A 26144-nucleotide genomic window follows, 5' to 3' on the forward strand; every position below is an offset into this window, starting at 1 on the left:
ACAGCCAACACTCTGTTCGTAAACACCTGAATTTCAGTAATGTTACTATTTTGGCACGATATTTTCTTTTAAAAAGCGGAACAAGGATGAACAGAAAAGTTCTTTTGGCATTATTGGTTTTGTTGGTTTCGGCTCAAACGTTTTCTCAGAGGGGTGTGAGGATAGGATATGTTGATATGGAATATATTCTTGAAAATGTAGAGGAATACCGAGATGCAAGCACTCAATTGGAGGCAAAGGCACAGAAATGGAAACAAGAGATAGAGCTGAAGCGAAGCGTCGTAGAGCAAATGAAAAAGGATTTGATGGCAGAGAAAGTGCTATTGACAGATGAGTTAATTGCTGAGCGAGAAGAGGAAATCCAAGTGTTGGAAACGGAAATGATTGAATATCAACAAGACCGTTTTGGCCCTCAAGGGGATTTGGTTTTGCAGAAAAAGCTATTGATTCAGCCTATCCAAGACCAAGTTTTCAGCGAAGTACAAAAAATTGGAGGAAATAAAAGATACGATTTTATTTTCGATAAATCAGCAGATGTCGTAATGTTGTACTCCGAAAAAAGACATGACATTAGTGACTTGGTCCTTAGGGAAATAGCTCGTACTAGAAAAGTGAGCAAATCCAATAAGAAACAGCAAGAAAAAAACAGGCTGGACAAGTTTAAAGCGGAAGAAGCTGAGGCTGATAAGGAAATAAGCGAGGCTCTTAGACAAAGGCAAGAAAATGCTGAGAAGTCTAGGGACGAGAAGGCAAAGGCAGCAGAGGATAGAAGAGCAGAGCAGTTACGATTAAGAGAAGAACGTAAAAAAGCATACGAAGCAAGAAGAAAGAAATTGTTGGAAGAACGCGAGGCTAGAAGGCAAGCGAAATTGGAGGAGCGTAAAAAAGCCCAAGAACAACCGAAAGATTCTATTCAGCAATAAAATAAAAACACTAAAATTAACATTCAAATAGTAACTCAGATTATGAAAAATGTAAAGAAGATGGCTGTAGCCCTGGTTTTGTTTGTAGCGGCTACAGGATTTATTAACGCTCAAAACAATACTGCCCACATCAATGTGCAGCAATTGTTGTCTGAAATGCCGGAAATGAAAGCGGCCCAAGCTGAGCTTAAGAAATTACAGGAAACTTATAGAGCTGACATAGAGAGTTCTATGACTGAGCTCAAGAATAAATACACGCAGTATTCAAACGAGGCGACATCTAAGTCGAAAGAGGAAAATGAGAAAAGAGCTCAAGAGCTTCAAGGTTTTGAAAAGAACATACAAGAGGCAGAACAGGCTGCAGTCCAAGAAATGCAGAAAAAGCAACAAGAATTGTTTGCTCCCATTTCGGAAAAGGCTAAAGCGGCCATTGAAAAAGTGGCTGCCGCAGAAGGTATCAATTACGTAATGGATGCCAGCCCAGGTCTTGGGCTTATCGTGGCCAATGGAAAGGATTTGTTACCAGCCGTTAAAAGAGAGTTGGGCTTCTAAAAATCTTTACTTCTAATAAAATAAAAGCCGTACTTCACTTGAACGTACGGTTTTTTGTTTTCTGCAATCTAGTTATTTTTAAACATGCATAGACCTATAGGGATTTTTGATTCAGGTATAGGAGGTACGTCCATTTGGAAGGAAATCCGAAAAAAACTCCCATTTGAGGATACCATATATCTAGCTGACAGCAAAAATGCGCCTTACGGTACTAGATCAGAAGTTGAAATTCTAGAGCTTAGTAAGAAAAATACTGAGTTATTGCTTGCCAAAGATTGCAAACTTATCGTTGTTGCCTGCAATACGGCTACCACTAATGCAATAAGTTACTTAAGGAAAAACTATTCAGTTCCCTTTATCGGAATAGAACCGGCCATTAAGCCGGCAGCTTTGCAAACCAAAACCAAGAAAGTAGGGGTGCTGGCCACAAAAGGCACATTGTCCAGCTCACTTTTTCATAGTACTTCAAGGCTCCATGCCGAAGGAATTGAAGTCATTGAACAAGAGGGAAAGGGTTTGGTAGAATTGATTGAGGAGGGGAAGGAAAATACCGGGGAAACAGAAGCGCTATTGCAATCCTATTTGGAACCTATGATACTGGCCCAAGTGGATTGCTTGGTCTTGGGTTGCACCCATTATCCCTATCTTATGCCCTTATTGAAGAAGATACTCCCAGAACACGTTCAAATCATAGACTCTGGTGAAGCAGTGGCCAGACAAACCAAAGCAATACTTGAGCAGGAAAATCTCTTGACTACATCAACCAAAAAAGGGGAATTCAAGTTTTACTCCAATGCTGAAGTAAAAGTGCTCCAAAGTTTTGTTCAAGAGTATTGGACATCGGTAGACTATTTGGACTTTTAGTCTATTTTCTTTTGAAGGTCTGATAGGTAAAATCAAACTTATGACGATCATCCTTGGGATGATATTCCTCGTCTACTAGTTCCCATTTTAAGGTGTCTATATCTGGAAAGAAAGTATCCGCTTCAAAGGAGCTATGGATTCGAGTGAGCTCGATAGAGGTTGCAATTTCCATGGATTGCTTATAAATCTCTCCACCTCCGATAATAAAGGCACGTTCATTTGGTCCAACTACAGAAACTGCTTCTTCAATGGAATGTGTTATAACACAAGGGAATTTGGGTTTATAGGAAGTGTCACGGGTAACTACAATATGCTCCCGATTGGGCAATGCCTTTGGAAAGCTCTCCAGTGTTTTTCTCCCCATAATTATTTTATGGCCAGAGGTAAGCGCCTTAAAACGTTTAAAATCATCTGGGAGGTGCCAAGGTAAATCATTGTTTATGCCAAGGGCGTTGTTTTCCCCAGAAGCTGCGATGATGATAAGTTCCTGCACTATTCTTTTTTTTTATTGATGGAAGATAGCGGAAAGTCGGTCTCGATTTCCTTTTGAATCTCGGAAATGCGTTTTTTCTGCTTGGCTACAAGGATTTCCCGTTGCCTGCGCTCCCAATCCTGTCCCATAAACTTATGGGTTACAAAAACATTGAAGGCATGGAGCACAAATAGAAAAGCCCATGCCAGTATCGCCCAAACAAACCAATCATATTGTTCCCCATACTTTAATATTTTGTTTATCAATACAAGGAATACGCTCCCAATCAGAAAAATTACAAAATGGGAGAAAAGACGCTTTTTTTGAGACACACGCTTTTGCGCATATTCCAAAAGTTCGTGCTGTTCATGGTCCACTGGATTGGATTTCTTTTTTCGAAAGGAGAGCATGGGAATGGCTATCTTTAGCAACAAAGATAATTGAATTGTGAGCAATACTTCTGAATTGGAAAAGGTGCGCGAAAAATTCCCAGCCCTTCAGGAATGCATTTATGCCAACACCGCTGCTACAGGACTTCTTAGTACAGATTTGTTCGAATGGCGAAGAGAGCATGACCAACAGTATTTGCTGGGAGGGAGCCATATGAAACAAAAAAGTTTTGAAAACACGCATTTAATTAATCAAACTGTTGGGGATTTTTTTGGATGCAAAAAAGAAAATGTCGCATTGGTTCCCAACTTTTCAATTGCGTTGAACTTGCTTCTTGAGGGAATGCCAAGAAAACAGCATGTGTTGCTTTTAAAGGATGACTACCCATCTCTAAATTGGGTTTTTGAAACAAGAAACTACGAAAGAATATATCTGGACGTTGATGAAAGACTAGAGGATAAGATATATAAGGTCGTAAAAGAAAATGATATTAATGTGTTGGCGCTGAGCGTGATTCAATGGATAAACGGCATAAAAGTAGATTTAGATTTTCTTAAAAGACTTAAAAATGAGTTTCCTGAACTTATGATAATTGCTGATGGAACCCAATTCTGCGGTACACAGGTATTTGATTTCGAAGATTCAGGAATTGATATTCTTGGAGCTAGCACATACAAATGGTTACTATCCGGATATGGCAATGCCTTTGTTTTAGTAAAAGACCAAATCAAACAAAGGTTTGATCTCAAAGCCATCGGCAATGGTTCTGTGGACAGGGATATTACCAAAAGAAATTCCATTCCATTTTGCAAGCATCTTGAGCCCGGCCATTTAGACTCGCTTAATTTTGGAAGCCTACAGTTTTCTTTGAAATTTCTTCAAGATGTTGGATTGGATAAAATAGAAGAACGTCTAAAAAAACTATCCCAAAAGGCCCATACCGAGTTTTCTAGATTGGGGCTCTTGGAAGAATCCGTTCAGCAAAGAAAAGAACACAGCACCATTTTTAACATCAAAGGAGATCAAAAACTTTTTGACACTTTGCAATCAAAAGGTGTAGTCTGTGCGCAGCGAGGAGCGGGTATACGGCTAAGTTTTCATTTTTATAACACCGAAGATGAGGTAGATACCATTGTGGATATTCTCAGGTCCAACTGACGAGAATCATATTTTCCAAAAAATAAATCGGCTATTTTGCCAAAATAAGGCAATTGTAAAGTTCATTTTATCAATATGATAAATCGACCTTAACTTATTGTAAATAAGAGGTTTTATATTTTGCTTTGCTCAGTATTTAAAAAACAAAATTTAGTACCATGGCAATAAAGAAACAATATCTAAAAAGTAAGCCGATTTGTAAAGTAACTTTTACTGTACCAGCTGAAGAAGCTAAGAAAGTAGCTGTAGTAGGAGATTTCAATGAGTGGAATCCAAAAGGCAGTTTGTTGAAAAAACTTAAGAATGGAACCTTTAAAGGAACCTTCGACCTACCTAAAGAGAATTCCTTTGAGTTCCGTTATATCGTTGATGGAAACTATGTGAACGATGAGGCGGCGGATCGTTACCAATGGAACGATTTCGCAGGTACGGAAAATGCAGTGATAGAACTGTAACCAAAAATTTGGTCACCATTGGGGACTATTCCTCGATGGTGACTCCCTTCCAAAAAGCTACTCTTCCTTTAATTCCCTTAGCCAACTCACTGGTCTCTGGATAGTACCAAGCGGCATCTGCATTTTGCTTGCCATCAACATCTAAAGTGTAATAGGAAGCCACACCTTTCCAAGGACAGGTGGAATGTGTTTCACTGGACTTAAAGTATTCTTTTTTTAAACTTTCAGGAGGAAAATAGTGGTTGTTCTCTACCACTAGGGTATCATTGCTCTCTGCAATAACGGTGTTGTTCCAAATAGCTTTCATAGCTTATTTTTTAAATACATAGTTTTTATAATTGTCCTCAGCATCAGAAAAGGAGGTGACCACAGTTAGACCTGCCTTTTCGGCCAACCACTCTACAACTTCATCATCATATTTTTGGGAAATTTCGGTATGTATCGTTTCCCATCGCTTCAGTCGGATATTGAGCTCTAAACTTTCAATATTGACTTCTTGGGCTTCTTTGGATACTAAATAGCTTTTGGCCGTTCCACTTTCGGGGTCGTATACTTCCCAATGCAGAAAATTGTCTGTATTGAAGTTGCCACCCATCTCTTTGTTGATTCGGGTGAGAACGTTTTTATTGAATGCCTCGGTAATTCCAGTCTTATCGTTGTAGGCGTCCAAAATGACCTGAGGGTGTTTTTTTTGGTCAAAGCCCATGAAAATAAGGTCTCCTTCATTTATGGAATCTCGCATATTTTGAAGAAATTCAATGGCCATTGGATGTAATAGATTCCCAATATTGGAACCCAAAAACAGAATTACCTTTCTCTTTCCATTGGCACTTCCAATGTCCCGCAATGTTTCAAAATAAGTGCCTTGGAGCGTATTGATGGTAACTTCAGGAATTTCTTTTTTGATAGCATCCTCCAATTGCTTCAATACATTATGACTTATGTCTATGGGGCGATAGTCAAAATCTGCTTTTGAATCAACCAACTGTTTTAATAAAACCTTGGTCTTTTTTCCATCGCCAGCCCCCAATTCGAATAAACTGAAGGGAGATCCGTCATTTATAAAATGTTGAACAATCTTTTTTTTGTGTTCTTCAAAAATGTCGAACTCACAATTGGTGAGATAATATTCCGGCATGGCCATGATATCTTGAAAGAGTTTATCTCCAATTTCATCATAAAAGTACTTTGAAGATAAATACTTGGGATAGGCGGTTAAGCCTTCATAAACCTCTTGCTCAAAAACTGAGGCAAAAGTTGGGATTTCCTTGTTATGCATGTTTGTGTTTAGGATTTATCGAGCCAACCGGATTCCGGTAAACTGCCATCTCAAATTGGGGTGGAAAAAGTTTCGATACGTAAATCTAGTATGTTTCTCGGGTGTAGCAACAGAACCGCCACGGAGTACTTTTTGGCTAACCATGAATTTGCCGTTGTATTCGCCTAGCGCACCATCGGCCTTTTGATAATTGGGGTAGGGCAAGTAGGCACTTTCTGTCCACTCCCATCGCTTGCCCCAGGGATAAAAAGACTGTGCCGCCTCCCATTCAAACTCTGTTGGCAATCGAAATCCTTTCCATTGGGCGTAGGCAAAGGCTTCAAAATAAGAGACATGGGTTAAGGGAGCATGTGTATTCACTTTTTCAAGACCTTTAGCCGTATAATGATGCCATTCACCATCAACTTTGTGCCAATATAAGGGAGCTTGTATTTGATTTTGTTGAACCCAATCCCAACCTTCAGCATGCCATAAATCAAAACGTCCATACCCACCTGCCTCTATAAATTGGATGTATTCTTCGTTGGTTACCAACTTATTCGATATTTCATAATCTTGAAGGTATACCTTATGTCTTCCCAACTCATTGTCATAACAAAACTCCTCAGAATCATGTCCTATTTCATAAATTCCAGCCTGCATCCCAAGCCAATCCTGTTGATGGGTTTCCACCGGATGGTCTTGAAAAGTATTTGAATAAGCGGGTAATAATGGATTGTTACCCAAAATATATTTGATATCCGTAAGTAACAACTCTTGGTGCTGTTTTTCGTGATGTATCCCAATTTCAAGCAGGGTATTTAGATTTTTTTCCTGATTCTGGGAAAAAAGCTTTTTGATTCCCGCCGTAACATAGGCCCGATACTCGTATACTTTCTTTACAGAGGGCCTGGAAAGATTTCCTCTGTCCGAACGAATCACCCTTTTTCCCACGGTCTCATAATAACTATTGAAGACAAAGGAAAAATCCTCATCAAATTGGACATAATCTGGACTATGGGGTTTAAGGATAAACTCCTCAAAAAACCAAGTTGTATGTCCCAAATGCCATTTAGGTGGACTTACGTCGACCACAGGTTGGACTACGTAATCTTCTATTTCCAGGGGTTCACAAATGATTTCTGAATGTTTGCGGGTTTCCAAAAAGAAATCCAGCAAGGAATCGGTCAGGATCATAAAAAGATTTTGTTCCTTAAAGATAAGGAATTCTCGCCTTAGCCTATTGTGTAAACGGGAAGACTAAAACTAAAAGCTGTGCCCTCATTGGGTTCACTGAACACTTTAATCCGCGAATCGTGAATTTCCATGATTTTGCGTACAATGGCCAACCCAAGTCCAACTCCTTCTTTTTGTTCCCCTGTTTTGGTTTGACGGTATCGTTCAAAAATCAAGCTTTGGTTTTCTTTTTTGATACCTGGGCCTGAATCTTGGATAATCACTTCCACATTCTGCCCCTCTGCTTCAATTCTAACTGTGACTTCTCCGCCTTCTGGGGTGAATTTCAAAGCGTTGTCCATCAGGTTTTGGATAGCACGCTCCACCAGGGAAATATCGGCAAAGACCAAAGGAATGTTCTCTTTCATGGAGAGTTTAAGGTCTATATTCTTTTGCTCTGCCAGAATCATGTAATTCCTGTGAATATCATTGGCCAGTTCACTGATTAAAAAGGGCTCCTTTTCAGGTTCTATTTGGTTGGCCTCTAGTTTTGAATACTCAAAAAGCTGTGCAACCAACTTGGAAAGGCGTTCACTACTTTTGGTTACGCGTTGCAAATATTCATTTCGTTCCTCCTTTGATAGCTCCGAATCCTTCATATGCAGGGTTTCAATATACCCTTGGATTATGGCAAGTGGGGTACGTAGGTCATGGGAAATATTGGCAATCAACTCACGCCGCAATTGCTCAACGGATTTTAGTTTTTCAATGTCTGAGAGTATGGTGTCTGCCATATGATTATACGTGGTTGCCACGTTGGCCAAATCCGTTCGCTCCGCATTTTCAATCCGATATTGCAAATCTCCCTGTTGGAATCTCTTTGCAGCATAGATAATCTTTCGCAAGCTTCGGGTTAGGTACCAAATGGCCAAAACACCCAATAAAGTGGCAAAAACAAGGGTCAACAAAGAACCTCCAAGGCCCAAACGCATAAAATAACTATTAAACAAGTCGCTTCGGGTAGCTAAAAAATCTTCACCGGCCAAAACGATATAGACGTAGCCTTCACGACCTTCGGAGTTGAACTTGGCCGCGGAAAAAATGGTTTGCTGGCTGAGGTCCTTGGGATCATCTCCCAAGGTGTATGAAGCACCATCTTCGGCAATAAACTTTTGTATAGGTTCCAGATTTACCTTTTTCTGTTGCGTTTCCGGCGCATCATGGTCCAAGACCACTGAATATTGCACATTTCCCTCTATATCCAACAGATAGACCTCAATGGCCCTGTTCACTGCCATCATATCGTGCATAATATCCCCAAAAAGCGCTTTGTTCACCTCACCAGATTCCGTAAAAGGGCGATTGTTTTTAAATTTCTCTTCAATGAGATCTTTAGCTAGATTGGCATGGAGGCGTTGAGTGGTTTCGTAAAAGTATTTGTTGGATAAATAAATGGAAGTAATGGTATAACCGATTCCTGCCAGCAGTAGAATGGCTAGGAAAGAAAGCGATAATTTAATGACAAACCTTGTGGTCAAAATACTGTTTTTCATATGCTGTTTTTAGCTTTCGGCAAGATCTTCGTTGAACTTATATCCAACGCCCCACGTAGTGAGTATAAATTTAGGGTTGCTCATATCTGGCTCAATTTTGGACCTAAGCCTATTTATATGTGAATTGACCGTATGTTCGTATCCCTTAAAATCATATCCCCAAATCATATTTAACAATTGGGTACGATCATAACTTTTACCTGGGTTGGAGGACAGGAGTACCAACAATTCGAATTCCTTGGGGGAGAGATCTATTTTTTTACCATCCAAAAGTACTTTTCGCATTTCAATGTTTATGGATAAAATGTCAAACTCAATCAATTTTGCATTTTGTTCAGATTTCGGCGCCCCATCATCCATTTTTTGCCTTCTGAAAATAGCCTTCACCCTAGCAATGAATTCACGAACGCTAAAAGGTTTGGTCAAGTAGTCATCCGCGCCAACCTCTAATCCCAGAACTTTATCGATCTCCTCAGAACGGGCTGTAAGCATCATGATAGGAGAGGTAATGTGATTGGCCCTAATTTTTTGACACACCTCAATACCGTCCATTTCTGGCAACATTACATCCAAAATGACTAAATCTGGATTTTCATTTATGGCTTTCCTCAACCCTTCGGCTCCATTGGAACTGGTCAGGACCTTGCAGCCCAAATCCCTGAGGTGAATTTCCAAAAGATGTATGATTTCGGTATCGTCTTCAACAATCAGTACTTTTTTCATGCGCAACGAATTAAGTGGTAAAGTATCACGAAATGTTCACCGATATCTTGGGATTTTGAACAGGATACCCTTATTAAAGTCCATTTTTATTGAAATTCTTTACAGATTTACAATCTTTTTATTGTAATATTTTGAAAATGAGGGAATAATGAATGTTGACTTTTGTGTGATACTTCTGCAATGAATCACATATTTCTTTGTGATTGAAACTAAAAGAACACATACAATGAGCAACTTAAAATCTTTCTTGTCTTTGCTGGGTCTGGGAATTATCCTAGTCTCATGCAATAAAGGGGAAACGGACGACACCCCGGTCGAACTGAATGCTGGTACACTATCTGGTGGGCCTTACACCTTTGTCGTGGATGGAATTCCTGATATGGTAAGTACTATCACTTTAGATGCCAGTTCATTACTAGGTAGTAATCGAACTTATGTCATTACGGATGACTCAAATAACATTTTGGGGATACCTCCCACTTTGGAGGCGGTGATGGGTGTTGATTTTGATGAAGCAGGGGTAGGTACCTGCTACATTTATCACTTGGTATACGAAGATGGGTTGGCGGGTCTTGAAGCCGGAGCCAATCTGGATAATTTGGAAGGGCGGTTTGACTTGTCCAACTTTGTGGTTGTTGTACGAAATGGTCTAAATGCTGGTACGCTTTCTGGCGGACCTTACACATTTATAGTAGATGGGACACCAGATATGGTAAGTACAATTGCTCTTGATGATACGGAACTTACGGGAGATATGCAGACCTATGTAATCACCGACGATTCGAACAACATTTTGGGCGTTCCGCCAACATTGGAAGCCGTCAAGGGGGTTGATTTTGATCAGGCAGGCGTTGGAACATGTTACATTTATCACCTTACCTATTCGGGTGAAATCTCTGGATTGGAAGGAGGCCAAAATGTAAACGACCTGTCCGGAAACTTTGCGCTATCCAATTTTGTGGTAGTAAATCGTATAGGGTTAAATGCTGGAACCCTTTCTGGAGGACCCTATAATTTTGTTGTGGATGGTATTCCGGATATGGTAAGTACCATTGCTTTGGATAATAGTGAACTAACTGGAGACGTCCAAACTTATGTAATTACGGATGATGCCAAAAACATTTTAGGCATTCCACCAACCTTGGATGCAGTAATGGGCGTTGATTTTGATGAGGCAGGTGTAGGCTCTTGCTATATTTTCCATTTAACTTATTCTGGCGAGGTAAATGGCTTGGAAGGAGGTCAAAATTTGGCGGACCTTTCTGGAAACTTTGCCCTATCTAATTTTGTGGTGGTAAACCGAAATCCTTTGCATGCTGGAAAAATAAGCGGAGGACCCTTCACCTTTAAGGTAGATGGCACACCCGATATGGTAAGCGGTATTGCTTTAGACGATTCTAAGTTGAACGGAAGCATCCAAAGATGGGTAATTACAGATGACAAAAACAATATATTAGGCCTACCGCCAACGCTGGAGGCCGTGGAAGGGGTAGATTTTGATGAGGCTGGCGTTGGGGTTTGCCTTATTTGGCACATTACCTATGAAGAAGGATTGCAGGGTCTTGAGCAAGGCAATAACCTGTTGTCTGGATTGGAGGGCTACTACGCTGTTTCCAATTCCATTCGGGTAACACGTAATGCAGTACATTGATCAATATGAAAAAGAGGATTAGTATTTGATTTAGCCGGCTAAATCAAAAAGCACCCAAGCGAAATCTTGGGTGTTTTATTAACTATTCTTTTGGTTTATTACCCTTTAAAAATCAATCCTTTAGGATTTTTTTAAGAGAAGAATTTTTATCTTCAAAAAGTTAAACTTCTCGTTGCCAAATCTATGAAAAAGTCACTTTTACTTTCCCTATTGATCATCCCATTTTTTGTCCAGACCTTGAGTTCCCAAAGCGGAAAATCATATGCCCGGAATATTTCAAAAGGACTCAGCGCGTATAAGACTACATGGTCTCCAGAGAAGATTTTTATCAATACCGATAAAGTTCACTATTCCCAAGATGAGACCATTTGGGCAAGTGTATATTTAGTAGATGGAATTACCCATACGAAAAGTTCGAACAGCAATGTGGTCTATGTAGAGGTGGTAGACAGCGATGGAAACGTAATGTCCAAGAAAAAGGGTTTTGCGGAAGAGTTAATATGCTCTATGAGCTTCCACATCCATAGAAATATACCAGATGGGGTGTATACAATGCGTGCCTTTACTAAGTATATGCAAAACGATTTGAAATCCTTCGATTATGAGCGTGAGATATATATCGGCGATGTGGATTTGCCCATGGAATTAGGTTTAAATGAGCAGAAAGAAGCTTATCAGGATGAAAGCAGCAATGTGGAGTTGTCCTTTTATCCAGAGGGAGGTCAATTAGTGTATGGAATCATGGGTGAACTTGTAATCAAAGCACTGGATTCCTCAGGAAAACCGGTTGAGATTAAGGGCGAGGTGGTTAATAATCTTGGGAATGTCGTTACCACTTTTGATACTGGAAAATATGGATTGGCCAAATGTGCTTTTACTCCCATAGCTGGAAATACTTATTTCGCAAGATTCAATGAGGGACTCGTTACATGGGAGCAACGTATTCCTGATATCCTGAAAAACGGGTATACACTCAGTTTGGAGAATATGGGCGAATATTTAGTGGTTAAGGCCGAGACCACGGTATCCGAGGGTCTGGATGGTACCACCATGGTAGGTCATGTAAGGGGTGATAGGTTTCTCTGGTTTCAAGGCGATGAGACCCACGGTTCCAAATATATTGTTCGGGTCCCCACTGACGAAATGCAGGACGGCATTGCCCATATTACCCTGTTCACTAATAAGGGTAAGCCCGTTTGTGAACGTTTGGCGTACGTTCAGAACCAAGTAAACGCAACTAAACTTTCGTTAGCTGGCACAAGACAAGTTTCGGATGGAGAATGGTCTTTGGATTTTGAACTTACAGATAAAAAGGGCATACCTGCCAAAGGTAATTTTTCCATAAGTGTTTTAGAGACCGATGCTAAAGACGATAAAAGTGCTCATCTCAGCAATATTGAAAATTGGCTAGAGTTATATTCAGATTATGATAAATCTCATCAGGCCAATGAGGTGTTGAAAGAAGAAGATGCTATTCGACGTAGAAATATCTTAGACGCCTTGATGGTAACCAATAGCTGGAAAAGGTTTTCTTGGGATGATATTTCTAAAGAAAGACCAATTGACCAATATATGGAACCGGAGAAGGGAATCTTCATAAAAGGGAGGACTGAATCTTTGGATAAGAACAGAAAAGGAGTTCCCTCTATGGTATCTTTGGAACTTTTAGGGGGAGAATTATACCAGGCCAAAAAGCAGACCGACAAAGATGGTAGGTTCGTTTTTGGACCGTTCAACTTCAACGATAATCTTTCCATGGTGCTCAAGGCTTCAAGTCTTAGTGGTCGCAATGAGCTGGCAAAACAGAAGGTAGTTATAGTTTTGGAAGAGGAGGCGGATTTCTATTTTTCAAAAGAAAGCGAAGATTTGGATGAGGAAAGGTATGTGGCAAAACGAAAAAAAGTAAAAAGGGAGAATACAATCCGTGTTGCGCGATATGATTCACCTTCTAGGGAGACCTATGATTTTGAGACCGGGAAGAAGATAACCCAATTAAACGAGGTTGTTGTCACTGAGAATAAAAAGACCCAAAAAGAACTGATAGAGGAGCAGTTGGAAACTATAACACCTTATTACAACAGGCCGACAAGTAGGGTGTTTGCAGACTCTCTCTCACAAAATGGGATAAATACAGCAATGAATATTTTGAGATTCATGCCAGGTGTTCAGGTTAATCAGCCGGCGGAAGGACCTCCAGTTATACGAATACGATGGGGGGCTACTAGCATTCTCTCATCTACCGAACCACTTTTTTTGATTGATGGTGTAACCGTTGATTTGGGAGCAGTGGCGAATTTACCCATTGCAGAAATCCTAATGGTGGATGTGCTCTCGGGAACAGATGCCGGAGTCTATGGGTCAAGAGGTACTAATGGGGTAATTGCTGTGTATACCAATCGTGGGTCCGGATTTAATTACAATGGAAAAGGTAAATCAGTAGGGGCCGACGGACGTAGGTCCCCCCATATTCTTACCATGACCAAAAAAGGGTTTGATACCTCTGAACCTTTCAAATTAGAGGAATGTGACTCTCCGGTTATGGGCAAAATACCTGCTCCTGTGGCAAAAACAGTTCTGTGGGAACCTGATATTGAAATCTTTGGAAAAAGACATAAGACATTGACTTTTTGTCCAGATGATTTGGCCCAGGGGAATTACCTTATTCGTGTTGTGGGTCTTTCCGAGGATGGAAATCCCATTAGTGAAGAGTTTGTTTTGCCCCAACCTGAATTTTAATCAATACTTCTATGTTGGGGTAACGAATGGAAGGGGAAGTTTAATGGCTTCCCTTTATAATTGAAGAATCTCCTTTTAAAACAGAAAACGGTACGCAATAACAGGATAGATCTTATCGGTGTTTCCAAATAAAAAATGCCGTATAGTTAATTTAGGAAGGATACCTATGGCCTTCCCTAAATGCTAGAAAAGAACACATCCTTTTTTTTGTCTCTGCTCTGTTTGCTTATGTTTTTTATATCGACTGCCCAAGAAAGCAATCAGGGAATGGCAAATGTTTACAAGTCATTGGGCGCTTATGGGAGAATATGGACCCCAGAAAAGATATATGTTCACACAGATAAAAAAATATACAGACCCGGCGAGACCATTTGGGCCAAAGCCTACATTCTGGATGGAATAACCCATAAAAATGGCACAAACAGCAATATTTTCTACTTTGAGATATTGGGCCCGAATGGAAATACCATATCAAAGAAGAGGGTTTTTAGGGATAAACCTGGAGCAGAGATAAGTTTTGAAATTCCCAATAATGTTGCCAGTGGGACCTATACAATCCGTGCATGCTCAAAATTCATGTTGAACGATTTGGAACCATTTTATTTTGAACAGGAGCTGTTTATTGGAAATTCCCGGGTGGGCTATGTTGAGAAACTTGAAAATCGAACTTCACCAGATACTGATGCGAAAACCCAACTAAGTGATATCCAATTGTCCGTACATGCCGAAGGAGGACATCTGATATATGGCATAAAAGGGGCAATTGGGGTAAAAGCGAATGACAGCTTTGGCAGACCGGTTTCCGTAAGGGGAGAGATTATTAATGACTATAATGAGGTGATAACCAGTTTTGATACCGGAGACTATGGCTTGGCCAAATGTGTTTTCAAACCCATCAAAGGCAATATTTATTTTATAAGAACTACATCAGATTCAGAAGATGGAAAATACCCACTTCCAACAATTCTTGACTCAGGATATACCCTTCAGATTGAAAACTTGGGACCACAAATGATTATTTCTGCCAAGACCAATCAACCCAATGGCTTGAAAGGGACCGTGCTAGTGGGTCATACGCGCGGGGAACGGTTTCTATGGTTCCAGGGAACCCAGATACACAATTCAGAATACAATATCAGAATTCCATCAGACCCATTAAATGATGGCATAGCCCATTTTACACTTTTCACCGAAAAAGGAGAACCCGTATGTGAACGTTTGGTGTATGTTGAAAATACTGGAAACCCTCCAAAACTTAAATTTACGAATCAAAAGCTCTCTGAAAACGGGGAGGTTAGCCTTCAATTCACGCTTTCCGATTCTGATGGAGCGTACACCTCGGGTGATTTTTCAATTAGCGTTTTGGAAAACCAAACGGAAAGCAACAAGAACGACTTGGACCTAAGCATGAAGGACTGGCTCAACTTGCTTTCAGATTTGGGACATGAACCCTTGGCTTTCGCGATTCTTGCAGAACCCCATCCAATTAAGAGAAGAAAAACTTTGGACGTGCTTTTACTCTGTAGTAGTTGGAAAAGATTCTCCTGGAAAAATTGGGTCCATGAAAGGCCCATCGATACCTATATTGCCCCAGAAAAAGGGATAGTCATAAACGGGAAAGTAACCTCAATATCGAATCCTTTACAGATTGTTCCTGCCATAATCTCTTTGGATATCCTTGGTGCGGATTTTTATCAGACACAAAAAAGAACAGATTCCGAGGGAAGATTCAAGTTTGGCCCCTTTGATTTTACCGATAGCATAACTATGGTATTGAAAGCCTCCAAACTGAGCGGAAGGAGTAAATCAGAAAGGCGGAAAGTAGTGATTGACCTGGATGAGGATGGTCCATTTGAGTTTCCTGTAAAAGTGACGAAATCCAGAGATTTTGGGAAACAAAGTGAGAGTGCCGATAAGGTAGCGCCTGCCACTACACAAAAAAGATACGCTCCTGGGGATTATGATTTTGAAACTGGGAAGGACATTACGAAATTGGAAGAGGTTGTGGTCACCGAAAAAAAATTAACGAAAAAAGAGTTGATTGCGGAACAAATCAAAAAAATCACCCTGTACAATCGACCGAGTTTTCGTGTTTTTGCAGACTCTTTGCCCTATACCGGTATCCGAAACGTGCTCGACTTGTTTCGAACCTTACCCGGGGTGCAAGTTAAAGGTCCAATAGGAGGTGAAACGGTACGAATTCGCTATGGTGTAAATAGTATTCTTTTGCCCACGGAACCCATTTATTTGGTTGATGGTGTTCAGGTTCCTCTTGATGCGATAAAAATCATGAATAGCCTAGATGTGATGTTCATAGATGTCTTGAAAGGCGCGGAGGCATCTATTTATGGGATAAGAGGCGCCAACGGCGCTATTGCGGTGTATACTCGAAGGGGAACTGGACTGGATTATGCCGGTGGCCAAGGGGATATTGGCAATGGAAATCGAGCATCACCTCATATGTTGACCTTTACACAACCTGGTTTTGATAGCGCTAAGGTATTTTTAAATCTTCCGTGTCCAACTTCCCAAACCATAAGCACCCATAGCACCGTGTTTTGGGAACCTAATGTGCGCATTATAGGAGCTAAGCATAAGACCTTGCGTTTTTGCGCTGGAACCTCCGATGCAAAAAGTTACCATGTTCGGGTGGAAGGCATTACCGAAGACGGGAAGGCTATCAGCGAAATTTTTACACTCAATTTAGATTGAGCTATTCGCTCACCAAGGCGATAATCCTAAGAGGCGCACCACTGCCACCTTTAATTTTCATGGGAAGCGCTACAACTTCAAAACCTGTTTTGGGCAGTTGGTCCAAGTTGGTCAAGTTTTCAAAGGCGGGAATATTGTGCGAAAGCAAAATCACATGACTTTTAAAAAATTGGGATTGGCCATAATCTATACTTGGGGTATCCAATCCAATAGCATTGATGTTTCGGTTGTTGACCAGCCATTCTGCCGCTTCTGGGGATAAACCTGGGAAATGCATCAATTTTATAGCAGCGTTACCCCTTAGGGCAGTACCCATATATCTCACCTTGTCCGGGTAGTACGTTGAAAAACCGGTTTGGAGTAGCACAATAGAACTATCCGGTACTTCAAGTTTTTGTTCCACTTCCCAGTCCAAAAAATCCTGTACGCTGATTAAATAATCGGGGTTGTCCATTGCTTTGTCTGAAACATCAATTTTTATGGCATGACCGACCAAACGTTCCAGTGGGATTTGATCCACCGTTTGTTTGCCTGCCGCAAAATGAATAGGTGCATCAATGTGCGTACCCCCGTGTTCGGCCGTAGCAATATTGTATGCAGAATAATAGTACCCTTTTTCGGTCTGTCCCTCAAAAACTGTGTCCAGCTCAAATTCCTTTGCAGTGACCCAATAGATGGTCTCTTTGGAATAATCGTGGGAGAGGTCCACTATTTTTTGAATGGGTGCGCTCTCTTCTTTATTTTCTTCGGGTTTTGGGGAACAACTGCAAACAAGAAGAATACAAAGGATGGAATAGAGCTGTTTCATATTTGAAAAGTACCAAAAAAATCAAAAAAGTGGGTTATGGTCCGATAGATAGGGCTACAAAATCCAAAAATTAGAATGAAATTTGGGGTATGGTCTCAAAGCAACAATTGGAGCGTTTAAATCATCTAGTTAAAGACACCTACGGAACTCCTGAAGCTCTAGCCCAACAATTGAATTTGACCGTAGAAATGTTGTTTTATCTAGAGGATAATGCCTTTACCAAAAGAGAAGTGCAAAACGTAGTGGCTGCGCTACGGGATGTAGTTGGGGTGTTGAGGGGGTGAATCCTTTTTAGATTCTAATATCAATAATAAACTTTAGATGCTTTTTTGTATGTACTCTAAATAATCTTGAATATTTCAGGCCAATCATACTCCTCTTCATTTTTCCATGGAGCACCAATTTCAACGCTGTTTACCCTTCCAAATTCTACATTAAGTGTTAGCCAATTTTCATCATTGCCATGAGTATACCAAAAATCATATTCGTCTATTTCCCAATTTTTAGTTAGTTCTCCGAAAACTTTATTTTTTACAAAGTTGGCATCCTGATTTATTATCTTGAGTCCATTGAATGTTAATTGTGGATTTGCAGAAAAAATATATCCTAAACGATTTTGTTCATTCTTATAGATAGTTAATCTTAGTTTTTGTTTGTTATACTCGAGATATATATTATCTGAATCCTCTTCATCCTCACGAACTCTATCGGGTATTCCAATCGCCTCATATATCATCTTTTGAAACATTCCAAACTCTAATTCTCCGATTCCAATGTTAGGTTTAAGCTCCATTTTAAAAGTTGTCCACAGCTTCTTGATATAGATGCAAAACACATCCACATACCCTCTAAGATATCACAAAAACACCAACTTCTACACTACTGAATCCCATAATACATAAACACCAAGGCAATCGTATCAAAAAAACCGTGTATGGCAATACAGAACCAAAGGTCGTACTTACGGAAGTGGAAAATAGTGGCCATGGTGGTCCCAATAATACCTGTGATTATCTGGCCGGTTATACCCTGGTAGGCGTGTATCCATCCAAAAACAGCTGACAAGAGGATAATGTTCAGTATTAGGGCTATTCTGCTATCCCCAAAGAACTTGATAAACTGACGCATCAGATAACCACGGAACAGGATTTCTTCCCCAAAGGCAGCGGAGGCCCAGATATAGACAAAAAGACCTAAAATAGCAGGTAGTTTGCCTTCATAGACTTTGAACGCGGAAAAATCTATGGGTTGCCCGGTAAGATAGGTGATGCCGGGTATCAGTACGTACAGATATAAGGCAAACATAACGCCAGCTACCAAGGGAGCAACTACCAAAAGGTTTAGGGCTTTTAATCTATGGCGTTGAAAACCTAAGGAGGTAAATAACCCCCTGCCATATTCTATGCCACTGGCTGCAATTACGATTAGGGCCGCAAACAGTACTTGAAAATACCCCAAAAAATAGAGGGCAACGCATAAAAGTAGGGCCACTATGGGCGTGAGTGTGGATTTTAAAACGTTTGTTTTCATCATTTTTTGATTTTAAAGTTTGAAACAAAGAAATGATGGAGAAGCTGATGTAACCCCAAGAAATGCTGGGTTTTTACCTGAATGGTATCAAAGAAATTGCTGAATGGTCGGTGGATATTACAACTTGTTTTCGAACCAATTCAGGAATTCCTGCCTTTTATACCTGCTTATGTTGATTTCTTGAGCTCTTTCTTGTGATAGGTCAGATTTGAGCCGCACGGATAGCTTACCGTTTTCTATGGCTTGTACTTGCTCAATGGCCGAGGCGTGGAGAATGGTTTGTCGGTTGGCCCTATAAAAGCTATGGACGTTGATTTTGTCTTCAATTTCATTTAATGTAAAATCTGTGTATACTGAACTGCCATCGGTTTTTACGATGTAGGCGATTTTGTTTTCGGTATAAACAAACGCAATTTCATTATAGTTCACCAGGGTAATTTTGCCTCCATGTTCCACCTTAAGTTTGCCCTCTATGGATGAGAACCGATACAGTTGGTACAACTCTTTTGCAAATAAAAGCGCAATGGAGATAACACTAATCAGCAGCGTTACGAAAAACCCAGTAAGGAAATAATAAATGCTATACCCTTCAACGCCGTTGACAATTGCAACAACTACCAAGTAAAAAAGGCTATAAAAAAGGGATAAATACCCTAATGTGGACAGCAAAAAACGCAAAAGTAGTCGCACATTGATTTCTTCAACAAAATACTTTTTTTTGAAGTAGTCAAAATTCAATTTGGCAATGCCAATGATTACACTACCCAACACGATTGAAATAAGAATGGATAACCAGGGAAATTTATAGGATTCGTTGAGAGGGAAGCTTTCCGGTAGGGCCAGATGGTTTACCACAACGGCGATAATGACCACGGCAAGGCCATTACGGACCCAAAAACTTGATAAGCTGAATTTTTTGGTGAAAAAGTCAATCAATGAACGCATTTACGTTGTGAATCTGTTTTTGTATAGGAATGTAAATTACATCCATATACCCCTAAAATAGTACAAAAACAGAAAACTTCTATACTGCCACAACTCCTTTTATATGAGGATGCGGGTCATAGTTGAGCAATTGAAAATCGTCAAAAGAAAAGTCAAAAATGTTCTTTACTGCTGGGTTGAGTTTCATGGTGGGCAAGGGACGGATTTCACGGCTCAGTTGCAGTTCTACTTGCTCTCTATGGTTGTTGTAAATATGCGCATCACCAAAGGTGTGTACAAACTCACCAGGTTCATAACCGCATACCTGGGCCATCATAAGGGTGAACAACGCATAGGAGGCAATGTTAAAGGGAACACCCAAAAATATATCTGCACTACGTTGATACAATTGACAAGAAAGCTTGCCATCCGCTACATAAAATTGAAAGAATGCATGACAGGGTGGGAGCGCGGCCTTTCCATTGGCCACATTCTCCGAAAACGATACCGAAGTATCCGGCAACACACTGGGATTCCAGGCAGAGACCAACATGCGTCTACTATTTGGGTTTTGTTTTAGAGTACGAATTACCTCTTTTATCTGGTCGATTTCCTCAGAATTCCAATTGCGCCATTGATGACCATAGACTGGACCCAAATCACCATTTTCATCGGCCCACTCATTCCAGATGCGCACCCCGTTCTCTTGAAGGTATTTTACATTGGTATCTCCATTCAAAAACCACAGCAATTCGTGGATGATGGATTTAAGGTGTAACTTTTTGGTGGTCACCATGGGAAACCCCTCTGCAAGATTAAATCGCATTTGATATCCAAAAACACTTAAAGTGCCCGTACCCGTTCGGTCCCCCTTTTGGTTACCTTGTTCCAATACATGTTCGAGTAAATCGTGATATTGTTTCATTGGATGTAACAAAAAATAAATCCATCTAAAATAGTTTAAACCTAAAGGAAAAATGAAAAGAAAGTGGATGTACTTATAAAGAATTTATCAACCGAGAATCATCCCTGCAATAGTAGCTGAAAGTAGGGAGGCCAGGGAACCACCGAGAACGGCCTTCATACCAAATTCAGAAAGGGTTTTACGTTGACCTGGAGCCAAAGAACCTATTCCCCCAATCTGAATTCCAATAGAGGCAAAATTGGCAAAGCCACAAAGCATGTAAGTAGCCATAATTACAGATTTGTTATAGGTGAAATGTAGAGTATTGGTCATGGTTTTAAGTTCCGCAAGTTGGATGTACCCTATAAATTCACTAGCGGCCAATTTAATCCCGAGTAACTGCCCCATAAGCATAACATCTTCACCATTTACACCAATTAACCACATGAGTGGAGCAAAAACAGTTCCCAAAACAGCCTCTAAAGAAAAACTATCATAAGGAGAGTTGGCTGCAATCCAATTGTTAAAAGTGGTTAGATCTCCAATCCAACCCAAAATACCATTTATCATGGCTATAAAAGCTACGAATACCAACAGCATAGCTCCTACATTTAAGGCCAACTTTAAGCCTTCAGTGGTACCATTCGCGATGGCATCCAGAATATTGGCCCCAATTTTCTCCGAAGAGACTTTTACGTCCGTATTTACGTTTTCGGTCTGTGGATATAATATCTTCGAAACTACGATTGCCCCTGGCGCCGCCATTACGGAAGCAGCTAATAAATGTTTGGCAAAGACCAATCGTAAAGCAGGATCATCCCCACCCAAAAATCCGATGTAGGCGGCAAGTACGGCACCAGCAACAGTGGCCATACCTCCAATCATCACCAAAAGGATTTCTGAACGATTCATTTTTTCTAGATAAGCCTTTATAAGTAAAGGAGCTTCGGTTTGTCCCAAAAAAATATTGCCAGCAATGGAAAGGCTTTCTGCACCCGAAATACCTAGGGATTTGGTAAGCAACCATGCCAACGCGCGCACCACTTTTTGGATAATGCCCAAGTAAAATAGAACAGAGGTCAATGCCGAGAAAAAGATGATTGTAGGGAGTACTTGAAAGGCGAAAATGAACCCAAAGGTATCCATATCAACAACAAGGCCTTCAAAAAGGAATTTGCTGCCTGCTCGGGTAAAGTCTAGAATACTTACGAAGACCTCCCCAATTTTTTCAAAAATCAATTTTACAAAAGGTACTTTCAATACCCCTATTGCGATTAAAAGCTGCAGGGCCAATCCAATACCCACGGTTTTCCAGCTGATAGCTCTTTTATTGGAACTGAACAAAAAAGAAATTAACACCAGAACCGCCATTCCCAAAGCACCACGCCACAGACTGTTCATGGAAAACCCTTGGTTGGGAACCAGTTCCGGGGTTTCGTTCACTGTTAGGTCATCAATAATGGTAGTGTCCACTGACAGGTTCAGCGAATCTATGGGAAGGGAATTTTGTCCAAAAGCATGAGAACATATCAAAAGGAAGAGTAAAAGAAAACCTCTGTGGTATTTACCCATATATGTTGGCTATTTTCGCTTGGAGATTTCGTCTCGAATTTTTGCCGCCTTTTCGTAGTCTTCATTGGCTACGGCCTTGTCCAATTCTTTATGAAGTTCTTCCAAGGTAAGTTCTCGATATCCTTGGGAGGAAGCACCGGATTCTATCTCTACGGTTTCTCCTTCTTGAAGAATCTCATCCACAACGATACTGTCGTCGTCATTTTCCTCTTCGTCCTTGTTGGAAAATTTCAGGAAGATTCCAGCTTTGTCCAAAATGTTTTTATATGTGAATATAGGAGCATCAAAACGTAGTGCCAAGGCAATGGCATCACTAGTTCTTGCATCTATAATCTCTTCAACTTTATCCCTTTCACAAATAATACTGGAATAGAAAACTCCATCTACCAGTTTATGGATAATTACCTGCTTGATAAAAATCTGAAACCTGTCCGCAAAATTTTTAAAAAGGTCGTGTGTAAGTGGTCTAGGGGGTTTGATTTCTTTCTCCAAGGCAATGGCAATGGATTGGGCTTCGAAAGCCCCTATCACAATGGGTAGCTTTCTGTCTCCATCCACCTCATTCAAAATAAGGGCATAAGCACCATTTTGGGTTTGGCTGTATGATATCCCCTTTATCTTTAAACGTACTAAACTCATAATCTCCTCCTAAAACCAAAAAAGGCCGTTCAAATAAGTGGCGGAACCAGTTATCTGAACAGCCCCTTAAAGTGGGCAAATTAACAAAATTTAAGCGTTCTGGGCTTTAAATTCCTTTAATTTTTCGATGAGTTTGGGTACTACTTCAAAAGCATCGCCCACAATACCATAATCAGCTGCCTTAAAGAAAGGAGCTTCAGGGTCAATATTGATGACCACTTTGGTTTTTGAGGCACTTACCCCAGCCAAATGCTGAATGGCGCCTGAGATGCCTATGGCAATATATAAATTGCTGGCGACGGGCTTTCCTGTTTGGCCTACGTGCTCTCCATGGGAACGCCATCCCAAATCAGAAACAGGCTTGGAACAAGCGGTCGCTGCTCCTAAAACATCAGCCAATTCTTCAATCATGCCCCAGTTTTCAGGTCCTTTTAATCCTCTACCTCCAGATACAACCACATCGGCATCAGCAATGGTTGCTTTTCCAACTACTTTGTCCACCTCAACGGATTTGGTTGTGAAGTCAGAATCACCCAAAGTAGGACTAAATTCTTCCACAGAAGCGGATGTACTATTTTCTATCGTTCCAAACGCATTGTTGGATACCCCTATGATTTTCGTTTCTGATTCAATTGCGGTGAATGCAAAGCCTTTGTTACTAAATGCGGTTCTTTTTACAACAAACGGTGACGTGCTCTCTGGAGCCGCAACTACATTGGGTACATAGCCTGCATTCAGTTTGGCAGTCACAATAGGCGCCAAAAACTTGGTATCGGCGCTCGAACTAAAGATAACAACTTTGGCACCTTCGGCTTCAGCGGTTTGGGCTATTACGTTTGCATAGGCTTTGGCATTAAAGGTTTCCAAATCTGAATTGGATACGTTCAAGACCTTTGAAACTCCATAGTTCCCCAAGGAACCAGCATCCTCTGCGTTTATCGAGACCGCTGTAACGGTCTCACCCATTTGTTGGGCAACAGCATGTGCGTATGAAGCTACTTCAAATGCATTTTTTTTGAATTTTCCTTTATCGGATTCTGTATATACGAGTACTGACATAATTCTTTTGGATTAGATAACTTTTGCTTCGTTATGTAATAAGTTGACCAATTCTTCCACATTTTCGGCATCTACCAACTTAACAGGTCCTTTTGGCGCAGGTTTTTCAAATTTTTGGTCTTGGGTAGGAATAGGACCATCTACGGGGTCTACTACATTGAGTGCTTTCTTTCTAGCCATCATAATACCTCTCATATTGGGAATACGCAGATCACTTTCTTCGACCAACCCTTTCTGCCCTCCAATTACCAAGGGAAGCGAGGTGCTTATTTTTTCTTTTCCTCCATCAATTTCACGCATGGCCGTGGCATTGTTTCCATCAATTTCCAAACCGATGCAGGTGTTTACAAAGTTCATGTCCAAAAGGGTGGCCAAAATACCGGGAACCATCCCTCCGTTATAATCAATGGATTCCCTTCCAGCGATTACCAAGTCATATCCTCCGTTTTTTACCACTTCGGCCAATTGTCTAGCTACATAAAAACCATCTGTAGGCTCAGCATTGATTCGTATGGCTTCGTCTGCACCTATGGCCAGAGCCTTGCGTATTGTGGGCTCGGTTTGAGGTCCTCCAACCGTAGCGACGTGAACAGCCGCGCCCTGCTTTTCCTTGAACCACATAGCTCGTGTTAAGCCGAACTCATCATTGGGGTTAATAACAAACTGGACCCCGTTGGTATCAAATTTGGTATCCCCATCCGTGAAGTTGATTTTGGATGTGGTGTCGGGTACGTTGCTAATGCAAACTAAAATCTTCATATACTTTTACATTTTGACCTTTCAAAGATAGCTATAAAATCCGAAATTTATTATGCATGCATAATAAATTTTGTTCTTTTTTTTGCTTTTTACAAAGGTGGTTCTTCTTTTATTATTTCCTATTTTTGCTTGCCTTTTTAAGTAGAATCGAATAATTAAACCTTTCAAACTACTCAATGAAAACATTACAATTCAGAGAGGCCATAGCTGAGGCCATGTCCGAGGAAATGCGAAGAGATGATTCCATTTATTTGATGGGAGAGGAAGTTGCTGAATATAACGGAGCTTACAAAGCTTCAAAAGGAATGCTGGATGAATTTGGTCCAGACAGGGTAGTAGATACCCCTATATCTGAATTGGGCTTTGCCGGTATTGGTGTAGGTTCGGCGATGATAGGAAATCGACCTATCATTGAATTCATGACGTTTAATTTTTCGTTGGTTGGTATAGACCAAATTATCAATAATGCGGCCAAAATAAGACAAATGTCTGCTGGCCAGTTTCCTTGTCCAATAGTATTTAGAGGTCCAACGGCCTCTGCGGGTCAATTGGCAGCTACACACTCACAAGCCTTTGAGAGCTGGTATGCCAACTGTCCAGGTTTGAAGGTGGTAGTTCCCTCAAATCCTGCAGACGCAAAAGGGCTTTTGAAATCCGCCATTCGTGATGATGATCCAGTTATCTTTATGGAATCCGAACAGATGTATGGCGATAAAGGTGAAGTGCCAGAAGGGGAATATACCATTCCTTTAGGGGTTGCCGATATCAAAAGAGAAGGAACTGATGTGACCATCATTTCCTTTGGAAAAATTATCAAGGAAGCCTATAAAGCTGCTGACGAATTGGAGAAGGAGGGTATCAGTTGCGAAATAATAGATTTGCGTACCGTACGGCCTATGGATCATGAGGCCATTCTAAACTCTGTAAAAAAGACAAACCGCATGGTTATCTTGGAAGAGGCATGGCCTTTTGGCAATGTGGCCACCGAAATTATTTATCATGTACAGGATAAAGCTTTCGATTATTTGGATGCCCCCATTGTAAAATTGAATACTGCGGATACTCCCGCACCTTATTCGCCTGTATTGTTAGCAGAATGGTTGCCAAATGCCCAAGATGTGATAAAGGCTGTTAAGAAAGTGTTATATAAGTAATCCAGACAAAAACTAACGTATATTTGTATGGTACATTAGCCTCATCGACCTTTAGGTTGATGAGGCTTTTTTAAAGGAACGGTATTTGATAAGAAATTACCTTAATTCTAAAATGACCAAGAAAAGACTGAAAATGCAATGCAGTGTTTTTAGTTGACATAGCCATTAATAC

General features: G+C 40.6%; 26 protein-coding genes. 10 read left to right on the plus strand and 16 right to left on the minus strand.

Features of this window, described 5'->3' with window-relative positions; translation table 11 throughout:
• The first annotated feature begins 86 nt into the window (after window positions 1-86).
• The 3 genes from CLV81_RS08875 to murI all read left to right on the plus strand — a co-directional run bounded on the left by CLV81_RS08875 (window position 87) and on the right by murI (window position 2339).
• Complete coding sequence (locus tag CLV81_RS08875; RefSeq protein ID WP_106144657.1) at window positions 87-923, plus strand: OmpH/Skp family outer membrane protein; 837 nt, start codon at window positions 87-89, stop codon at window positions 921-923.
• Window positions 924-965: 42 nt separating this feature from the next.
• Window positions 966-1475: an OmpH/Skp family outer membrane protein gene (locus CLV81_RS08880; protein WP_106144658.1), complete on the plus strand. Its 510-nt coding sequence runs from the start codon at window positions 966-968 to the stop codon at window positions 1473-1475.
• Between the two features lie 84 nt (window positions 1476-1559).
• Complete coding sequence (gene murI, locus CLV81_RS08885) at window positions 1560-2339, plus strand: glutamate racemase (RefSeq protein ID WP_106144659.1); 780 nt, start codon at window positions 1560-1562, stop codon at window positions 2337-2339.
• Between the two features lies 1 nt (window position 2340).
• On the opposite strand, the gene CLV81_RS08890 is transcribed toward murI, so the two are convergent.
• On the minus strand, window positions 2341-2832 hold the full coding sequence (locus CLV81_RS08890; protein WP_106144660.1) for a dihydrofolate reductase: 492 nt from the start codon (window positions 2830-2832) through the stop codon (window positions 2341-2343).
• Complete coding sequence (locus CLV81_RS08895; RefSeq protein ID WP_106144661.1) at window positions 2832-3221, minus strand: 2TM domain-containing protein; 390 nt, start codon at window positions 3219-3221, stop codon at window positions 2832-2834. Before CLV81_RS08895 ends, CLV81_RS08890 begins: the two co-directional genes overlap by 1 nt.
• A gap of 37 nt (window positions 3222-3258) precedes the next feature.
• Between CLV81_RS08895 and CLV81_RS08900 the strand changes: the two genes are divergently transcribed.
• Both CLV81_RS08900 and CLV81_RS08905 read left to right on the plus strand, forming a co-directional pair.
• Window positions 3259-4359 carry an aminotransferase class V-fold PLP-dependent enzyme gene (locus CLV81_RS08900; RefSeq protein ID WP_245911964.1) on the plus strand — a complete coding sequence of 367 codons (1101 nt, stop codon included), beginning with the start codon at window positions 3259-3261 and terminating at the stop codon, window positions 4357-4359.
• Window positions 4360-4517: 158 nt separating this feature from the next.
• On the plus strand, window positions 4518-4814 hold the full coding sequence (locus CLV81_RS08905) for an isoamylase early set domain-containing protein (protein WP_106144662.1): 297 nt from the start codon (window positions 4518-4520) through the stop codon (window positions 4812-4814).
• Window positions 4815-4839: 25 nt separating this feature from the next.
• Here the strand turns inward: CLV81_RS08905 and CLV81_RS08910 are convergent, their stop codons facing one another.
• Genes CLV81_RS08910 through CLV81_RS08930 form a run of 5 tightly spaced genes read right to left on the minus strand, consistent with a single transcriptional unit; the run spans window position 4840 to window position 9524 of the window.
• Window positions 4840-5121, minus strand: a complete 282-nt coding sequence (locus tag CLV81_RS08910) for a DUF427 domain-containing protein (RefSeq protein ID WP_106144663.1) — start codon at window positions 5119-5121, stop codon at window positions 4840-4842.
• A 3-nt stretch (window positions 5122-5124) separates the two neighbouring features.
• On the minus strand, window positions 5125-6093 hold the full coding sequence (locus CLV81_RS08915; RefSeq protein ID WP_106144664.1) for an L-histidine N(alpha)-methyltransferase: 969 nt from the start codon (window positions 6091-6093) through the stop codon (window positions 5125-5127).
• A 15-nt stretch (window positions 6094-6108) separates the two neighbouring features.
• Window positions 6109-7269, minus strand: coding sequence for an ergothioneine biosynthesis protein EgtB (gene egtB, locus CLV81_RS08920; protein WP_106144665.1), 1161 nt, complete (start codon window positions 7267-7269; stop codon window positions 6109-6111).
• A gap of 38 nt (window positions 7270-7307) precedes the next feature.
• Window positions 7308-8801, minus strand: a complete 1494-nt coding sequence (locus tag CLV81_RS08925) for a sensor histidine kinase (protein WP_106144666.1) — start codon at window positions 8799-8801, stop codon at window positions 7308-7310.
• 9 nt (window positions 8802-8810) lie between these two features.
• The gene (locus tag CLV81_RS08930) at window positions 8811-9524 is read right to left on the minus strand and encodes a response regulator transcription factor (protein WP_106144667.1); all 714 of its coding nucleotides are present in this window, start codon (window positions 9522-9524) and stop codon (window positions 8811-8813) included.
• A 226-nt stretch (window positions 9525-9750) separates the two neighbouring features.
• On the opposite strand from CLV81_RS08930, the gene CLV81_RS08935 reads away from it, so the two are divergent.
• The 3 genes from CLV81_RS08935 to CLV81_RS08945 all read left to right on the plus strand — a co-directional run bounded on the left by CLV81_RS08935 (window position 9751) and on the right by CLV81_RS08945 (window position 16623).
• Window positions 9751-11175, plus strand: coding sequence for a hypothetical protein (locus tag CLV81_RS08935; protein ID WP_106144668.1), 1425 nt, complete (start codon window positions 9751-9753; stop codon window positions 11173-11175).
• Between the two features lie 183 nt (window positions 11176-11358).
• The gene (locus CLV81_RS08940; RefSeq protein ID WP_106144669.1) at window positions 11359-13911 is read left to right on the plus strand and encodes a TonB-dependent receptor; all 2553 of its coding nucleotides are present in this window, start codon (window positions 11359-11361) and stop codon (window positions 13909-13911) included.
• A 267-nt stretch (window positions 13912-14178) separates the two neighbouring features.
• A complete protein-coding gene (locus CLV81_RS08945) occupies window positions 14179-16623 on the plus strand; it encodes an MG2 domain-containing protein (RefSeq protein ID WP_158259105.1) in 2445 nt (814 codons plus the stop codon).
• Window position 16624: 1 nt separating this feature from the next.
• On the opposite strand, the gene CLV81_RS08950 is transcribed toward CLV81_RS08945, so the two are convergent.
• A complete protein-coding gene (locus CLV81_RS08950; protein WP_106144671.1) occupies window positions 16625-17431 on the minus strand; it encodes a cyclase family protein in 807 nt (268 codons plus the stop codon).
• 89 nt (window positions 17432-17520) lie between these two features.
• Between CLV81_RS08950 and CLV81_RS08955 the strand changes: the two genes are divergently transcribed.
• On the plus strand, window positions 17521-17715 hold the full coding sequence (locus CLV81_RS08955; protein WP_106144672.1) for a hypothetical protein: 195 nt from the start codon (window positions 17521-17523) through the stop codon (window positions 17713-17715).
• A 56-nt stretch (window positions 17716-17771) separates the two neighbouring features.
• On the opposite strand, the gene CLV81_RS08960 is transcribed toward CLV81_RS08955, so the two are convergent.
• The 8 genes from CLV81_RS08960 to CLV81_RS08995 all read right to left on the minus strand — a co-directional run bounded on the left by CLV81_RS08960 (window position 17772) and on the right by CLV81_RS08995 (window position 24818).
• Window positions 17772-18224, minus strand: a complete 453-nt coding sequence (locus tag CLV81_RS08960) for a hypothetical protein (protein WP_106144673.1) — start codon at window positions 18222-18224, stop codon at window positions 17772-17774.
• An 86-nt stretch (window positions 18225-18310) separates the two neighbouring features.
• The gene (locus tag CLV81_RS08965; RefSeq protein ID WP_106144674.1) at window positions 18311-18964 is read right to left on the minus strand and encodes a CPBP family intramembrane glutamic endopeptidase; all 654 of its coding nucleotides are present in this window, start codon (window positions 18962-18964) and stop codon (window positions 18311-18313) included.
• Window positions 18965-19078: 114 nt separating this feature from the next.
• Window positions 19079-19906 (minus strand): LytR/AlgR family response regulator transcription factor, encoded by an 828-nt coding sequence (locus CLV81_RS08970; protein WP_106144675.1) that lies wholly within the window; start codon window positions 19904-19906, stop codon window positions 19079-19081.
• A gap of 79 nt (window positions 19907-19985) precedes the next feature.
• Window positions 19986-20810 (minus strand): thymidylate synthase, encoded by an 825-nt coding sequence (locus CLV81_RS08975; RefSeq protein ID WP_106144676.1) that lies wholly within the window; start codon window positions 20808-20810, stop codon window positions 19986-19988.
• Between the two features lie 87 nt (window positions 20811-20897).
• Window positions 20898-22361, minus strand: coding sequence for a NupC/NupG family nucleoside CNT transporter (locus CLV81_RS08980; RefSeq protein WP_106144677.1), 1464 nt, complete (start codon window positions 22359-22361; stop codon window positions 20898-20900).
• A 9-nt stretch (window positions 22362-22370) separates the two neighbouring features.
• Window positions 22371-23000: a bifunctional nuclease family protein gene (locus CLV81_RS08985; RefSeq protein ID WP_106144678.1), complete on the minus strand. Its 630-nt coding sequence runs from the start codon at window positions 22998-23000 to the stop codon at window positions 22371-22373.
• A 90-nt stretch (window positions 23001-23090) separates the two neighbouring features.
• Window positions 23091-24059: an electron transfer flavoprotein subunit alpha/FixB family protein gene (locus CLV81_RS08990; protein ID WP_106144679.1), complete on the minus strand. Its 969-nt coding sequence runs from the start codon at window positions 24057-24059 to the stop codon at window positions 23091-23093.
• 12 nt (window positions 24060-24071) lie between these two features.
• Window positions 24072-24818, minus strand: a complete 747-nt coding sequence (locus tag CLV81_RS08995) for an electron transfer flavoprotein subunit beta/FixA family protein (protein ID WP_106144680.1) — start codon at window positions 24816-24818, stop codon at window positions 24072-24074.
• A gap of 176 nt (window positions 24819-24994) precedes the next feature.
• On the opposite strand from CLV81_RS08995, the gene CLV81_RS09000 reads away from it, so the two are divergent.
• Window positions 24995-25972 carry a pyruvate dehydrogenase complex E1 component subunit beta gene (locus tag CLV81_RS09000; RefSeq protein WP_106144681.1) on the plus strand — a complete coding sequence of 326 codons (978 nt, stop codon included), beginning with the start codon at window positions 24995-24997 and terminating at the stop codon, window positions 25970-25972.
• Window positions 25973-26144: the final 172 nt, after the last annotated feature.

It is taken from the genome of Flagellimonas meridianipacifica (assembly GCF_003001695.1).
Taxonomy (GTDB): domain Bacteria; phylum Bacteroidota; class Bacteroidia; order Flavobacteriales; family Flavobacteriaceae; genus Flagellimonas; species Flagellimonas meridianipacifica.